Origin of the sequence: Streptomyces albicerus (assembly GCF_008905045.1) — a bacterium.
GTDB lineage: Bacteria > Actinomycetota > Actinomycetes > Streptomycetales > Streptomycetaceae > Streptomyces > Streptomyces albicerus.
The window spans coordinates 69,729-83,961 of the sequence record NZ_VWMY01000033.1 but is presented as its reverse complement, the minus strand read 5'-3'; the positions used below and the strand labels follow the sequence as shown (position 1 = coordinate 83,961).

The 14,233-nt window shown below is 69.5% G+C and carries 21 protein-coding genes; 19 read left to right on the top strand and 2 right to left on the bottom strand.

Annotated features, from left to right (window positions below; all coding sequences use genetic code 11):
• Positions 1–60: 60 nt before the first annotated feature.
• From GAS53_RS28890 to GAS53_RS28850, 8 genes are all read left to right on the top strand, one after another.
• Entirely contained in the window at positions 61–432 is a 372-nt protein-coding gene (locus GAS53_RS28890; RefSeq protein ID WP_151480648.1) for a hypothetical protein, read from the top strand.
• 2 nt (positions 433–434) lie between these two features.
• Complete coding sequence (locus GAS53_RS28885) at positions 435–1,253, top strand: DUF2303 family protein (RefSeq protein ID WP_151480647.1); 819 nt, start codon at positions 435–437, stop codon at positions 1,251–1,253.
• Positions 1,254–1,356: 103 nt separating this feature from the next.
• A complete protein-coding gene (locus tag GAS53_RS56595; RefSeq protein WP_225859145.1) occupies positions 1,357–2,940 on the top strand; it encodes a DnaB-like helicase N-terminal domain-containing protein in 1,584 nt (527 codons plus the stop codon).
• A gap of 388 nt (positions 2,941–3,328) precedes the next feature.
• Positions 3,329–4,108, top strand: a complete 780-nt coding sequence (locus GAS53_RS56590; protein ID WP_225859144.1) for a hypothetical protein — start codon at positions 3,329–3,331, stop codon at positions 4,106–4,108.
• Between the two features lie 85 nt (positions 4,109–4,193).
• Positions 4,194–4,544, top strand: coding sequence for a hypothetical protein (locus tag GAS53_RS28865; protein ID WP_151480646.1), 351 nt, complete (start codon positions 4,194–4,196; stop codon positions 4,542–4,544).
• Positions 4,541–4,795 (top strand): hypothetical protein, encoded by a 255-nt coding sequence (locus GAS53_RS28860; protein WP_151480645.1) that lies wholly within the window; start codon positions 4,541–4,543, stop codon positions 4,793–4,795. Before GAS53_RS28865 ends, GAS53_RS28860 begins: the two co-directional genes overlap by 4 nt.
• Entirely contained in the window at positions 4,792–5,301 is a 510-nt protein-coding gene (locus GAS53_RS28855; protein WP_151480644.1) for a hypothetical protein, read from the top strand. Before GAS53_RS28860 ends, GAS53_RS28855 begins: the two co-directional genes overlap by 4 nt.
• A gap of 207 nt (positions 5,302–5,508) precedes the next feature.
• Positions 5,509–6,261, top strand: a complete 753-nt coding sequence (locus GAS53_RS28850; RefSeq protein ID WP_151480643.1) for a BRcat domain-containing protein — start codon at positions 5,509–5,511, stop codon at positions 6,259–6,261.
• 63 nt (positions 6,262–6,324) lie between these two features.
• Here GAS53_RS28850 and GAS53_RS28845 read toward each other — a convergent pair whose 3' ends face one another.
• The gene (locus GAS53_RS28845) at positions 6,325–6,582 is read right to left on the bottom strand and encodes a hypothetical protein (protein ID WP_225859143.1); all 258 of its coding nucleotides are present in this window, start codon (positions 6,580–6,582) and stop codon (positions 6,325–6,327) included.
• A 140-nt stretch (positions 6,583–6,722) separates the two neighbouring features.
• Between GAS53_RS28845 and GAS53_RS28840 the strand changes: the two genes are divergently transcribed.
• The 7 genes from GAS53_RS28840 to GAS53_RS28820 all read left to right on the top strand — a co-directional run bounded on the left by GAS53_RS28840 (position 6,723) and on the right by GAS53_RS28820 (position 9,286).
• Positions 6,723–7,028: a hypothetical protein gene (locus tag GAS53_RS28840; protein WP_151480642.1), complete on the top strand. Its 306-nt coding sequence runs from the start codon at positions 6,723–6,725 to the stop codon at positions 7,026–7,028.
• Positions 7,028–7,186, top strand: a complete 159-nt coding sequence (locus GAS53_RS55375) for a hypothetical protein (RefSeq protein WP_192583331.1) — start codon at positions 7,028–7,030, stop codon at positions 7,184–7,186. The genes GAS53_RS28840 and GAS53_RS55375 overlap by 1 nt, the downstream gene beginning before the upstream one ends.
• Positions 7,183–7,530 carry a helix-turn-helix domain-containing protein gene (locus GAS53_RS28835; protein ID WP_151480641.1) on the top strand — a complete coding sequence of 116 codons (348 nt, stop codon included), beginning with the start codon at positions 7,183–7,185 and terminating at the stop codon, positions 7,528–7,530. Before GAS53_RS55375 ends, GAS53_RS28835 begins: the two co-directional genes overlap by 4 nt.
• A gap of 2 nt (positions 7,531–7,532) precedes the next feature.
• Complete coding sequence (locus GAS53_RS55370; protein ID WP_192583330.1) at positions 7,533–7,697, top strand: hypothetical protein; 165 nt, start codon at positions 7,533–7,535, stop codon at positions 7,695–7,697.
• A gap of 3 nt (positions 7,698–7,700) precedes the next feature.
• Positions 7,701–8,207, top strand: coding sequence for a hypothetical protein (locus tag GAS53_RS28830; protein WP_151480640.1), 507 nt, complete (start codon positions 7,701–7,703; stop codon positions 8,205–8,207).
• Complete coding sequence (locus GAS53_RS28825) at positions 8,204–8,938, top strand: hypothetical protein (protein WP_151480639.1); 735 nt, start codon at positions 8,204–8,206, stop codon at positions 8,936–8,938. The genes GAS53_RS28830 and GAS53_RS28825 overlap by 4 nt, the downstream gene beginning before the upstream one ends.
• A 165-nt stretch (positions 8,939–9,103) precedes the next feature.
• Positions 9,104–9,286 (top strand): hypothetical protein, encoded by a 183-nt coding sequence (locus GAS53_RS28820; RefSeq protein WP_151480638.1) that lies wholly within the window; start codon positions 9,104–9,106, stop codon positions 9,284–9,286.
• A gap of 90 nt (positions 9,287–9,376) precedes the next feature.
• Here the strand turns inward: GAS53_RS28820 and GAS53_RS28815 are convergent, their stop codons facing one another.
• Complete coding sequence (locus GAS53_RS28815) at positions 9,377–9,838, bottom strand: hypothetical protein (RefSeq protein WP_151480637.1); 462 nt, start codon at positions 9,836–9,838, stop codon at positions 9,377–9,379.
• Between the two features lie 486 nt (positions 9,839–10,324).
• On the opposite strand from GAS53_RS28815, the gene GAS53_RS28810 reads away from it, so the two are divergent.
• The 4 genes from GAS53_RS28810 to GAS53_RS28795 all read left to right on the top strand — a co-directional run bounded on the left by GAS53_RS28810 (position 10,325) and on the right by GAS53_RS28795 (position 14,232).
• Positions 10,325–10,813, top strand: a complete 489-nt coding sequence (locus tag GAS53_RS28810) for a DUF4352 domain-containing protein (RefSeq protein ID WP_225859142.1) — start codon at positions 10,325–10,327, stop codon at positions 10,811–10,813.
• A 74-nt stretch (positions 10,814–10,887) separates the two neighbouring features.
• On the top strand, positions 10,888–11,415 hold the full coding sequence (locus tag GAS53_RS28805; RefSeq protein WP_151480635.1) for a hypothetical protein: 528 nt from the start codon (positions 10,888–10,890) through the stop codon (positions 11,413–11,415).
• Positions 11,402–12,679: a PBSX family phage terminase large subunit gene (locus tag GAS53_RS28800; RefSeq protein ID WP_225859141.1), complete on the top strand. Its 1,278-nt coding sequence runs from the start codon at positions 11,402–11,404 to the stop codon at positions 12,677–12,679. The genes GAS53_RS28805 and GAS53_RS28800 overlap by 14 nt, the downstream gene beginning before the upstream one ends.
• Positions 12,679–14,232, top strand: coding sequence for a phage portal protein (locus GAS53_RS28795; protein WP_151480633.1), 1,554 nt, complete (start codon positions 12,679–12,681; stop codon positions 14,230–14,232). Before GAS53_RS28800 ends, GAS53_RS28795 begins: the two co-directional genes overlap by 1 nt.
• The last annotated feature ends 1 nt before the right edge of the window (position 14,233 follow it).

The following is a 14,233-nucleotide window of genomic DNA, read 5'->3' as shown; positions in this document are numbered from 1 at the left end:
TGACAGGGGCGGGCCCGGACCACAAACGCACCACCCGTCACAGAAAGGCACTACCAGCACATGACCCAGCAGCAGACCGAACCGGCCCAGAAGGACGACGAGTTCGCCGTCTTCCTCGTCCAGCACAGCCGCGGCGAAGCCCACGACCAGATCAGCGGCGAACTCCGCGAGCTCCTCACCGCCGTCCAGGAACACGGCCGCAAGGGCTCCCTGACCGTGAAGGTCGTCGTCGAGCCCCCCAAGGGCCACGTCGACGGCGCGCCCGTCCTCGTCACCGTCGAGTCCGACCTGAAGGCGCCACGGCCCATCGCCCCGCCCGCCATGTACTTCGTCGACGACGACGGCCGGCCCACCCGCAACGACCCCCGTCAACTGGCGTCCTTCGACGTCCGCGACCTGCCCACCACCAAGAACGAGATCAAGGAACTCTGAACATGACCAACACCGACACCAGCGTCCAGGCCGTCGCCGCCCTCGCACAGCAGGCCCTCGACCCCAAGGAAGTTGAGCCCGGCGGCATCTACCTCGTCGCCACCGCCGACGGCGGCGTCCACCAGTTCGACCTCACCGGCCCCGAGCACACCGGCCGAGTGACCCGCAAGACCGGCACCACGACCGTCCGCGACGCCGACAGCTTCCTCACCTACTACGGCAAGCACCGCGACATCGACGCAACCGAGGTCTACTCCGACGTCGAGCGGCTGTCCGTCACCGCCGTCCTCGACGCCCACGCCGAGGACGAGCCCGGCTTCGCCGAGCACCGCCTCGTCCTGGCCCTGCGCCGCACCAAGGCCTGGCAGGAATGGACCGACCTGGACGGAAAGCTCGTCGACCAGGAGCGGTTCGCGAACTTCCTCGAGGACCACCTGCCGAACCTCGTCGAGCCGGACGCCGCGACCATGCTGGAGATCGCCCAGTCCATCAAGGCCACCACGAAAGCCGAGTTCCAGTCGTCCACACGACTGCAGTCCGGCGAGCGGAAGTTCGCGTACGTCGAGGACACCAAGGCGACCGCCGGCGGCAAGGGCGACATCGCGATCCCCGAGACCTTCAAGATCGCGGTCCCTCCGTTCGAGGGCGCAGACGCCTACTCGATGACCGCCCGCTTCAAGTACCGGCTGGACCGCAGCCAGCTCACGCTCGGCTTCAAGTTGGAGCAGCCCGAGGAGCGCGCCAAGGCCGCCTTCGCGGACGTCCTCAAGGCGATCGCCGACGGCATCGACACGCCGATCCTGAACGGCTCCCCAGCCTGACGAGCGCCCGCAGGTGGGGCGGCGTCGACTCCCGCCTCCCCGCCTGCGGCGCCTCCTCCTGCACCGCCGCCGCCCCACCACGCTCTTCCGAGGAGACCCACACGTGAGCAACGTCCGCCAGATCCCGCGCAACACGGCGGACGACGACGGCTTCACACGGGTCCCCCCGCAGGACCTGGATGCTGAACAGTCCGTCCTCGGCGGAATGCTGCTGTCCGAGCGCGCCATCACGGACGTAATCGAAGTCGGCCTCGAAGGCCCCGAGTTCTACCGGCCCGCACACGAGACGATCTACCGAGCCATCGTCAGCATGGCCGTACGCGGCGAACAAGTCGACCCCATCACGGTCGGCGCCGAGCTCACCAAACAGGGGGAGATCGCCAGAGTCGGCGGCGCCTCCTACCTGCACACCCTCGTGCAAAAGGTCCCCACCGCAGCCAACGCCGAGTACTACGCCGAGATCGTCCGCGACACAGCCGTACGCCGCCGCGTCATCGAAGCCACCGACCGCGCAGCCAACCTCGTACGCTCCGGCGAAGGCGACCTCGACGAGGTCCTCGACCACGTCCGCAACGAGCTCGCCGAAGCCACCCAGCCCCGCACCCCACAGGCCACCGACGCCACAGGGTGGGGCTTCTCCGACCTCACACCCGTCCTCGACGGCACCCACAAACCCGCGCAACCCGTCGTCGGCGCCCGCGACGACGGAATCGGCATGTTCTACCCCGGCCGCGTCAACGGCATCCAGGGCGAGTCCGAGGCCGGCAAGTCGTGGGTCGCCCTCGTCTCCTGCCTCGTCGAAATCAACCGCGGATGCCACGTCGTCTACATGGACTTCGAGGACTCCGAAGAAGGCGTCGTCTCCCGCCTCCTCCTCATCGGCGCCACCCCGCAGGACATCGCCGAAAGGTTTCACTACGTCCGCCCCGGCGCCACCCCCGCGCCCGCGCAGCTGCGCTCGTTCATCGACCGCATCGGCGCCCTCCAGCCTTCCCTGATCGTCGTCGACGGCGTCACCGAGGCCATGGTCATGCTCGGCCTGGAGCTCAAAGAGAACACCGAGATCGCCAAGTTCGGCCGCATGCTCCTGCGCCCCCTCGCCGACACCGGGGCCGCCGTCGTCCCCCTGGACCACGTCGTCAAGAACAACGAGAACCGCGGCCGCTACGCCCTCGGAGGCGTCCACAAGCTCAACGCCGTCGACGGCGTCCAGTACATGCTCGAAGCCGTCCGCCCCTTCGGCATCAACACCGAAGGCCGCTCACGCCTCCGCATCGCCAAGGACCGGCCCGCACAGATCCGCAAGCACGCCCTGCCCGGCGGCCGAAACCCCATGCACTGGTTCGCGGACCTCGTCATCCGCTCCGAGGGCGACCAGTTCGCCACCGCGCACCTCTTCCCGCCGATCGAGCGGACCGAAGAGCCCGTCGACCGCACCGCGGACGAGGAGAGGGCAGCGCAGGAGGAGCAGGAGATCAAGGAACGGGAGGACAAGGTCCTCCAGATCCTCACCAAGAACCGTGAGCCGATGAGCAAGAACGCCCTCGAGGAACTCATCCCCGGCCGCGCCTCCGTCACCCGCCGCGCGCTCACCCGGCTCGTCCACACCGGCCGCGTCGTCGCCGAGAGAGGACCCCGCGGAGCGACCCTCCACCGGCTCCCCGAAGCGGACGGAGAAGCGGCATGAGCGACCTCGTCCCCACCTCGTCCCGATTTTCAGCCGACCTCGTCCCACCTCGTCCCGTGACACACCGTCAGATCACACGCCCAACGGCAAACTCCCAGGTCACAGCCTCGCCGACCTCGTCCCGATCTTGGAAACGACCTCGTCCCGACCTGACACACCATCACGGGACGAAGTCACACCCCCTCCCACCAGCACAAACACACCCCCCAACCACCTCGTCCCACCTCGTCCGGGACGAAGTCGGGACGACGTCAAGCGACCTCGTCCCTCGTCCCCCGCCCTATAGGGGACGAGGACGAGCGTCGCGCCAACAGCACCCGCCACACCAACCACAGCCGTACCGCTCTCATCCGGTTCCGCCCACCCACGCGCACAGAAGGACAAGATCATGAGCGAGACCACCCGAGACGCCATCGGCCGCACCGTCCGCGCCGGCGACACCGTCGGGGGCACGACGTCCGGCCGCTACCAGGCGACGATCGTCGGCCCCGTGCTGAAGATCGGCAAAGGACAGGTGAAGGTCCGAGTCGACAAGTCCGGCCACACCTTCACCGTCCCTGTGGGCTCGGAGAAGTGGATCTCCACTGACCGCGTCTTCCTGATCCCCGCCGAGCAGCCCTCCATCGTCTTCCGGGCCACCGTGTGGCGTGAGGTGGCGCAGCGGGTGCGGGACCGAGCCGCGAAGTGCAAGAACACCGGGCTGCGCGTCGCGATGCGCACGGTCGCTGACGGGATCGACTGCGATGCCGACGAGATCGCCGAGCCGAGCCTTACGGCCGACGAGGAGCAGCCGTTCACCGCGGCCGAGCTGGAGGCCGCTGCCGCCGATGTCGCCGCGCTCGACGCCGAGTTCCCCGACGAGCCCGCCGGCCTCTCCTCGGTGCTCGCCGAGATCCGCGCCGAGCGCGCCCGCCAGGACGCCAAGTGGGGCGAGCAGAACCACCCCGACGGCACCGGCAGCAAGCCCCAGCGCGAAGCCGCAGGACTTGCCCGCATGGCGTGCGAGGACGCGTTCGCCTCCGGATACGGCACGTGGTGCCACGTCCTCTTCGAGGAGGTGTGGGAGGCCCTCGCCGAGTCGGACCCGGCGAAGCTCCGCGCCGAGCTCGTCCAGGCCGCTGCCGTCGCCGTCAACTGGATCGAGGCCATCGATCGGAGGCCGACGTGATCGCCGTCCTCGCGTTTGTCGCCGTGGTCGTCCTCACCGCCGGCCTGCCCCTCGCCCACTGGATGCGCCAGCCCTGGAGGAACCGATGACGCGCCGCTTCACACACGCCCTCGCCGCGCTGTACGCCCTCATCGCCTGCGTCCTCCTGCGCTGCGCCGTCGTCAGCTACCAGCACGAGGCGCTCCACTACGCCGCCTTCTTCGCCGCGGCCGCCGTCGCCTTCGCCACCGCGATAGCCCACCACTCGTACCTCCGCGACGAACTGCGCTTCGCCCACGCGCAGCTCGACGCCGCCACGAGACCGCGCGCCGCCACACCCGTCGAGGACGGCGTCCAGGCCGTGTTCGCCGCGGGCTGGTGTTGCGACGGGTGGGCCGCAACCGCCGGCGCCGAACACGACCCCGAGCACTGCACCCGGAAGGACCAGACCCTGTGACCATCCCCGAGGAGCTGCGCACCGCAGCCCGCACTCTCCGCAGCGACAACTTCATCGGCGTCCGCTACTCCAACGACGACGTGTCGGCCCTGCTGCACGCCCGCGAGCCGCTCGCCGAACTGCTGGAGACCGAAGCCGACACCGCCGAGGACATCCTCCGTGACACCCCGGCGCTGACTGGTGAGCAGCTGGCCGCGATCGTCCACGGTCCGCTCGCCATCGCCCGCGCGATCAACGGAGGCCAGCAGTGAGCCAGTACCTCGACCACACCCGCGTCGCGCAGACCCTCCTCGACCAGCAGGGCGACATCAACCGCCTCACCGAGGAGCGGGACGGCGCGTACCGCGAACGCGCCCACCTCCTCGCCTGGCTCGCCGCCCTCCACGCGTCGAACGCCGTCCTCGTCCCCGCGCTCGACATCGACGACGAAGACGGATGGCACCTGCTCTTCCTCACCGTGGCCGGCCGCCAACTCTCGTGGCACATCTCGCCGCGCGACGTCGAACTGTTCAACCACGTCGAGCGCGTCGACTTCGGCGACCCCCGAGCGCAGTGGGACGGCCACACCACCGACGAGAAGTACGAGCGCATCCGCACGCTGCCCTGGGGCGAGATGCGCGACGCCGTGCGCACGCCCGGCCCGGCCGAGGCCGCCGTCGAACGGGTCCGCGAGGTCCTCGCGCCCTACGACTGGGAGCACGCCCAAGTGTCCGCCGCACGGGTCCGCGCGGCCCTCGACGAGCCCAAGGAGCACTGACATGGCCAAGATCCGCACCGCCTGCCAGTGGCTCACCGGCGAGACCGGCGTACCGCGCTGGATCTGCCTCATGTTCGTCATCGGCGCGATCGCCGACCTGATCACCGGCTGACCGCACGACGAAGGGCGCGCCCCGTCCGGCCAGACAGGAAGGCGCGCCCCCTCGGTGCTGATCACCATACGCCCCACCAGCACACGGAGCGCACGATGACCACCACCGCGAACCACCTCCGCACCATCGCCCTCCACTGGACCGACCTCCACGAAGCCGCCGGCCAACCCGCCCAGCTCGGCGCCTTCGGCCTCGGCCTCCGCGGCTACCTCGCCCGCCTCGACGAAGCCGACGCCGAGCAGCTGGAGTACGAACGCCACCAGGCCGCGCACCTGCGCACCCTGGAGCGCGACCCGATCCAGCTCGGCGAGCGCCCCGTGCCCGTGCGCCTCGCGATCCTCGACACGATGCGCATCGTCGAAACGGTCCTTGTCCAGTGCGCAGACGACATCGCCCACGCCGCGCAGCGCCACCCCATGGCCATGCCTCGCGCGCAGCGCGCTGCCATCGCCCGCACCCGCGCGGAGCGGCTCGCCTGGGAGGACCGCGCCCGCCAGATTCAGCAGGCGAAGGCCGAACTGGTCGACCCGCGGCGCTGGAGGTACACCGGCCGCCGCACCGCCCCGTACGCCGCGCTGTGGCTCCTCGCCCGCGTCGAGCACGCTCCGGGCCCGTGCCGCAGGTTGACCGAGGACGAGGAGCGGAAGATCGGCAAGGTGGCCGAGGGCGCGGCCGAGCGCGTAGAGCGTGCCCTCGACATCGCCGCACGCGTCGCCCCGATCACCGAGCCGTGTCCGTACCCGAGCTGCGGCGGCCGCATCGAGATCCACGGAGGCGCCGGCGCCACCCCGGTCGCGCACTGCACGAAGTGCGGGCACATCTGGTCCGAGCAGGCCGCCATGGCGTAGCTTGGGCTGGACAGCACGAAGGCCCTGCCGGCTTCCCAACGGCAGGGCCTTCGTCACGCGCGGCTACTCCTCCGGCTTCTCCAGATCCGTACGCCTGCCCTGCCGGATCCCCGCCTGCCTCTCCGCCCAGTACTGATCGAACCAGCCGACGTCGTACTCAGGCCGTGAACTGCCCGGCCTGAAGACCGGCGTTGGCCAGCCCTCTGCGGGGTTCGTGGCGAGCCGATGGATCAGCGTGCGGCTCTTGCCCACACGCTCGGCAAGTTTCGGGATGGTCATGGTCTCCCTCTCCGGCTGTGGCCGCTCGGGGGATTCGGGCATGGGTCATCCTCTACGCGAGGTGTGGACTTTGTCCACACTTCTCGCTACGGTCGATCGGGCAACGACAAAACCCCCGGTCCGGCGTTGGCGCGCCATGTGGGCCGGGGGCACCCACCCTGACTCTGACGAAAGGGCAGGCAATGCCCGACCTTACCCAGCCGGATCCCGTAGACGAAGGCCTCCGCGTACTCCTCACCGAGCCCAGCTACGCGGCCCAGACCCTGATCGTCACCGCGCGCCTGCTCGAGATGGACCCCGCCGAGCCCATGACCGGCCTCGCCCGAGAGCGCGCCATCGACATCGCAGCCGACACGATCCTCCGGACGCTCCCCGAGGTCGTCTGCCGCGACAGCCTCGCCCGCCTGTACGCCGTCATGCCGCCCCCGGTGAACACCACCCGCGGCGAGTACGCCCCCCAGCTGCGCGCTGCCGCGAAGGGCCTGTGATGAGCGAGCCCGTCGACACCGACCCGACCCCCAGCGCGGCCGAGCTGCTCCGGCGCGCGGCCGCGGACTACGCCGCAGCCCAGGCCAGTCACGAGAAGCAGGACCACCGCGACGACGTCCACCCGATCACCCCCGCCGAGGCTGGCGGTGCGTCGTGACTGCACTGTCCCGTGCAACCCGCCGGATCGTCGTCGCGCACCTCACCGACCGCGGCATGAAACCGGCAGAGATCGCCTCCGAGCTGGGTGTATCTCCCGACACCGTGCGCAGAGACCTGGACGCCCTGCGTCAGGACCCGCCCGACGATGCGCAACCCGATGCGGCACCCGCCAAGCCGATCTTCGCCCTCGCCGAGGACACGCAACTCCGGCAGGACCTGAACCTCCTGGCCGCCTCGTACAAAGCGCCCGCGGAGGACGTCACGCGGCAGCTGCTGCACCGAGAGGCCGAGGCGATCCGCGCCCGGGTGCGCGCCCGCTTCAGCGCGACCGCTGGGGCGTAGCCGTGCCGCTCGCCGCGTTCTTCGCCTCCTCTGCGCTCCTCGCCGCGGCCGGCCTCTGCGTGATCGCACCCCGCCGGACACCACGGTCGCACCTGCTTCCCGCCGCGCGCACCGTCGCCCTCATCGCCCTCGCAGTGATCTACGTCGTCGCCATCTGGAGCCACTGACCCATGCCGTACACCGTGATCAACCTCGGCGGCGTCGCCATCGGCGTCGGCATCATCCTCATGTACCTCATCCGCTGGTGGTTCAAAGAGAAACACCAGTGGACCGCCCTGCTCCCCTTCGTCCTCGCGCTCATCTACGGCATGCTCGCCGCTCTCGCCACGTTCACTGCCTGGTCCGCACTCGGCCTGGTCACCTGGGCCCTGATCTGGGTGGCCAACGTCGCCGGATACGCAGGCCTCGTCTGGGGTGTCGGCGGCAACTCCCCGATCGTCGTCCGCGGCAATCCCGTCGTGCTGACCGACGGCGGGTTCGTGATCGTCTTTCTGCTGACGCTGGTGTTCATCGCGCTGTGGAAGTGGGCGCCCAAGGTCCCGAACGGGAAGCTCGGCGCCGGAGTCTTCTCAGGCATGTGCCTGGCCCTGTCCGGCAGCGTGGCCGGCGCGGCCGCGGTGCCGCTCGGGAGCGCGGTCAACATGCTCGGTGTCGGCTTCACCGGGACGTTCACGTGAGCGCCGCGGGGGAGCAGCCGGAGACTGAGGCCGAGGAGACCGAACCGGCGGGGGAGCCGGACGGGATGAGCGAGAGCGTGGCGCGCGCGATTCTCACCCTCGTCGCCGGGCTCGCGGTCTGGGGCCTCGTCGCCGTGTTCCCCGAGATCGCCTACGTCATCGTCGGGATCCTGTGCACGCTCGGCTGGCAGAAGGCACGCAGGTGGATCGCCCAGCGCCGCCCGGAGCCCGCCGACGAGCCCAAAGAGGAGGCACTCCTCACGGAAGCGGAGGTCATCCGGGCGCTGCACTTCTTGGCCGCCCCCAACGTGTTCCTCTCCGCTCTCTCAGCGGAACTCTGCCTTTCGGTTGAGGCGACGCGGGCGGTCCTCGAGGAGCTGAACATCAGGATCCGTCGGGCCGTCCGCGTTGCGGACACGACGGGTGTGGGCGTACACAAGGACGACATCCCGCCCCTCCCCCACCCCTCCTCCGAAACCCCTGTTGAGCCTGTTGACCAGGGACAACCAACCAACCAACAGGGCGTGACCGTCGAGTTGCTTGGGCAGTCGGGGAGGATCGTCCATCCCCACGGCAGGCCCGTTCCTCAGGAGCAGGGTGCCGACGAGGAGGACGAGCGGCAGCGCCTCCAGGACTACGTGAACCGCGTCGACCGAGCCAAGCAAGAGGCCTTCGAGGACCACCTCACCGACGCCCTCAGCATCCTGCGAGGGGAGGTGAAGGGACCATGATCAGGCGCCTCCTCGCAGCCCTCGGCATCGACCACACCACGTACTACTGCGCCAACTGCGGCGGCCACTACCCCGCATCACACTTCCCCTGCGATTAGCCCCGCCTCGAAGGCCCTGCCGCGAACTCCCCCTCGCGACAGGGCCGTTCTGCGTCATCATGAGCCCATGCCCGCCGCGCTGCGCTTCACCGGTGAAGACAAAGACCTCACCCTCGACGAGCTCGCCGAGTTCGTCCAGGCCGCCAGGAAGGCCGGCATCCCCGGCGACAACCCGATCCGCGCGGAGCTGTCGACGAGCGGGAAGATCAAAGAGGTTGAGGTCGCGCTCGACGAGGACGACGACCAGTAGCGCCTGCGACCCTGAAGGCTGCGCGCCGGGTAACGCCCGGCACCCCCTGAAGCCCCGCCGCGATCCCCCGAGCGGCGGGGCCTTCGCGCGTCAGCCCGCCTTCGACTCGTCCGTCTCCAGCGCGAGTTGCAACGCTGCCCCACCCGTCATGATCGTGCGGGCGTCGTCTGGACAAGGCGACCCCGAAATACCGGCGTTCTCGTCGCCGAGGCACTCATGCTCGGTGTAGGCATCCACGGCCTCGTTGATCTGGTCGATCTGTTTCATCGACCGCGGATACGCGTCCAGCCCGCCAGCTTCGTCGATGGCGAGTTCAACGTCGGTGACGACGAGGGCGATGTCGGTGAGGTGTTCTGCGCATGCTTCGTCGCCGACTTCGTTGCAGATCGCTTTGTCGGCTTTGGTGGCGTTTTCCAGTTTGGTCATCCAGTCCGTGGACAGTTTGCTTGCGCTGCTACTGGGCTCGGCGTCGGCGTCGTCGTTGCTGCTGGTGCAGCCGGTGAGGACGAGGATGACGGCTGCGAGCGCCGTGATGGTGGTGCGGTGGCGCATGAGTAACCCCCCTTGCTGTGTGCGGTGAGGTTAGGGCACGGGCAGCCTGGGGGTGAGGGGTGGCGGGGATTCACTCGGGTGCAACCGTGCCCGGCCCGTTCTCACGTCCCCCTTCACTGCGGGGCCGCACTACGCCCGTAGTTGCATTCCGCGCGATCATCCCTCAGCATGGGCCGCAGATCCGGCATGCCCGGAAACAACAGGACCACCAGCAGCCCTCCGACACCCGGGGGGCTGTTCGCGTATCCGGCATATGTCACCTGCGCGTCACAGAGCCCCCCAATCACCTTCACAACTCCCCTACATCAGCTAGATTCCTGCCCCTCGCACGCACATCGCCAGGGGGGCGCCATGAGCCAGCCGCAGTACCCGCCGCAACAGCCCGGTTGGGGAGGGCAGCCTCAGCAACCTGGTTGGCCCGGCCAGCAACCCGGGTGGGGCGCGCCACCCCCGCCGCCGCCGAAGAAGAACGCCGGCGGGTGGATCGTGGCTGGTGTCCTGGGTGCGGTCGCCGTGATCGCCGTGTTCGGGGTGGTCAACAACGGCATCGCCCCGGAGGACGACAAGGACACGACCGCGAGCGCCGATGTCAGGGAGACCCGAGCGCCGCAGCAGGACGAGCCCCAAGAGGAAGAGGCGCCCGCTCCGAAGACGCCCATCAAGGTCACTGCGAAGAAGACGGCTTTCACCGCGAGCATCCTCGCCGACGGCGGCAACTACACCAGCGTCAAGGTGACGGTCACGAACAACAGCGACGAGACGATCGACGTGAACCCGCTGTACTTCGCCATCACCGACAGCAAGGGCACGAAGCACTCCCAGGAGTTGGCGGCCGACAAGAACCAGCTCGAGGCCGTGGACCTGGCCCCCGGCGAGAACATCAGCGGGGTCGTCACCGGCAAGGGGAAGTTCACGCCCACGCACGTGACCTACACGCAGTTCCTCAGCGACCCCGTACGAGTGCCCGTGACCTGACCGGCACCACACCCCACCAACTGGCCCGGCCCACCTCTCTGGGGGCCGGGCTTTCGCATGCCCGGAGGTGACCCGTGCCGAACCAGAACCGGCCCGTCACCGAAGAGGACTACGAGCGCGTACGCGAGCTGCACGCCCTGCGCATGGGCCGCAACGAGATCGCCCGGGAGATCGGCCGCGCCCAACGCACCGTCTCCGTCATCGCGCAGGAGCTCGGCCTCGTCTTCGACACCACGATGACCGAGGACGCCACCCGCGCCCGCGTCGCCCAACTCGCCGAGAAGCGCGCCATCCTCGCCGACGCCCTCACCGACGACGCCCTCAAGCTCACCGAGCAGGTGTGGGCACCCGCCCTGATCTACAACTTCGGCGGCAAGGACAACACCTACGAGTACCGCGAGGTCGACGAGCCGCCAGCCATCGACAAGAAGGCACTCATGACCGCGGCCGGGATCGCCGTCGAGAAGTCCCTCAAGCTCGTGCCGCCCACCGACGATGCCGGCGCCGACGACGCCCGCTCGATGCTCGGCCAGCTCATGCGCGGCCTCAAGTCGGCGTACGAGGAGGCCGGCGGCGAGGAGGCGGAGGGTGAGTCTCCTTGATGCGCTCCCGCTGTCCCGCAAGCAGATCATTTCCATCGTCCAGGCCGAGGCGCGCATCAACGCGTGGGAGGGCAGCGTCCGCTCAGGCAAGACCATCGCCTCACTCCTCGCGTGGCTGGCCTTCGTAGCGTCCGCGCCGACCGGCGGCGAGCTGGTCATGGTCGGGCGCACCCGGGACTCGCTGTACCGGAACGTGATCGCCCCGCTCACGAACCCGGAGATCTTCGGGCCGCTCGCAAAGCAGGTCAGCTACAACAACGGCGCACCGGTCGCGGTCATCATGGGCCGCGTCGTGCACATGATGGGCGCCAACGACGCCAAGGCCGAACCGAAGGTCCGCGGCATGACTTGCGCGGGGGCGTACGTCGACGAGGCCACGACCCTGCCGAAGACGTTCTTCGACCAGCTCGTGGCACGCTGCTCCGTCAAGGGTGCGCGGATCTTCACGACCACGAACCCGGACAACCCGGCGCACTGGTTCCGCCGCGACTACCTCAAGCGCCCGGCCGAAACCCGGCTCCGCTCCTGGCACTTCACCCTGGACGACAACCCGTTCCTCGACCCCGAGTACGTCGCGTCGCTGAAGAGCACGTACGTCGGCCTGTTCTACCGCCGCAACATCCTCGGGCACTGGGTCCAGGCCGAAGGCGCCATCTACGAGGCCTTCGACGAGCAGCGGCACGTCGTCAAGGACGTCCCGCACATCCAGCGGTGGCTGTGCGACGCGATCGACTACGGCACGACCAACCCCTACTCGGACTTGCTCATCGGCCTCGGCGCGGATCAGCGGCTGTACGTCGTCTCCGAGTACCGGTGGGACTCCCGCGCGGAGCGGCGAAAGAAGACCGACACCGAATACAGCCAGGCGCGCCGGCGGTGGCTCGCCGGAGTCGCCCAGCCGCAGACCAACGTGCTCGGCGTGCAGCCGGAGTTCACCGTCGTGGACCCCTCGGCTGCGTCGTACATCGAGCAGCTGCACCGGGACGGCGTGAGCGGCGTGGTCCCGGCGGAGAACACGGTCTTGGACGGCATCCGGACGGTGGGCTCGCTGTTCGCGGCGAACCGGCTATTCGTGCACGAGTCGGCGGTCGGGCTGATCGAGGAGGTCCCGGGCTACTCCTGGGACGACGAGGCGGCGGAGAAGGGCGAGGACAAGCCCATCAAGCAGGACGACCACTCCTGTGACGCGCTCCGGTACGGCGTGCGTACGACTGAGGCCCTGTGGCGGCCGCACATCCCGATGCTCCTGGAGGTGGCCGCGTAATGCCCCTGCCCGACCGCGATATCGCGTGGCCGCCCACCGACCCGTGCGTACAGAACGCCCTCGCCGACTGGGACGCCTGGTACTCCTCCGAGCCCGACCGGCTCACCGACCGCTACCTCAACCGCGGCGTGCGCGAACTCCCCGAGAACAGGCCAAGTCAGTACCGCGGCGGCGTCATCGGCACCCTGTCCCGCTGGTTCTGGGGCCAGCCCACAGAACCGGGCCAGAAGCGCGAGAAGCTCCACATCCCGCTGGCCGGCGACATCGCCCGCACGAGCTCGATGCTGCTGTTCTCCGAGCCCCCGACCCTGATCGGTTCCAACGACGCCACGAAGAAGCGGATGGAAAAGCTGTCCGAGCAGCTGCACCCGACGCTCCTGGAGGGCGGCGAGGTATGCGCCGCCCTCGGCGGGGCGTACCTGCGGCTCGTATGGGACGAGGAGATCAGCGACCGGCCGTGGCTGACTGCCGTGCCTGCGGACCAGGCCGTGCCCGAGTTCGCGTACGGCAGGCTGCGCGCGGCGACGTTCTGGCGTGTGGTGGAGGTCGACGGGAACACGGTGTGGAGGCACCTGGAGCGCCACGAGCGCGGCCGGATCCTCCATGCCCTGTACGTCGGCACCCCGGGGATGCTCGGTCGCCGTGTGCCGCTCCAGGACCACCCGGAGACCGAGCCGATCGCCCGCGAGATCACGTCCGAGGACTGGATCGACACGGGGGCGCCGAAGCACTTGACCGCGTCGTACGCGCCCAACGTCCGCCCGGCGCGCGCCTGGAGGAACATCCCGGCCGCCGCGTACTGGGGACAGTCCGACTTCCAGGGCATCGAAGGAATCATGGACGCCCTGGACGAGTCCTGGTCCAGCTGGATGCGGGACATCATCAACGGCAAGGGCCGCATCGTCGTCCCGAACTCGATGCTGGAGTCCCTCGGCCCCGGCCAGGGTGCCGCTTGGAACGAGGACCGCCGGGTCTACTCCGGACTCCAGATGCTCCAGCGACCCGGCGACCCCAACCCGCTGGAAGTCGTCCAGTTCGAGATCCGCGTGCAGCAGCACATGGACACCTGCTCCGCGCTCGTCGCCGAAGCCGCACGGCAGGCCGGCTACTCCGCGAGCACGTTCGGGGAGCACGGCGAGGGCCAGGCCGTCACCGCGACGGAGATCAAGGCCCGCGAACGCAGGTCGCTGATCACTCGCGCGCGTAAGGCGTTGTACTGGCAGCCCGCCATCGCGGATGCGCTCGCTGCCCAGCTCGCGGTGGAGGCCGGGCCGCTGTTCGGTGTGCGCGGCCTGGACGCGGAGCCGCCCGAGGTGGAGTTCCAGGACTCCATCAGCGAGGGTCTCGGGGAGCTGGCGACCACGGCGGAGCTGCTGGAGCGGGCCAGGGCCGCGTCCCGGGAGACGCTCGTGCGCCTGGTGAACCCAGGCAAGGACGACACGTGGGTCAAGGCCGAGGTCGCGCGTATCACGGACGAGTCCGCGATGGCCGATCCGGTGCTGACCGGTGGCGAGGGATTCCCCGCGCCTGGGGGCGAGCCGCAAGGGGGGTAGC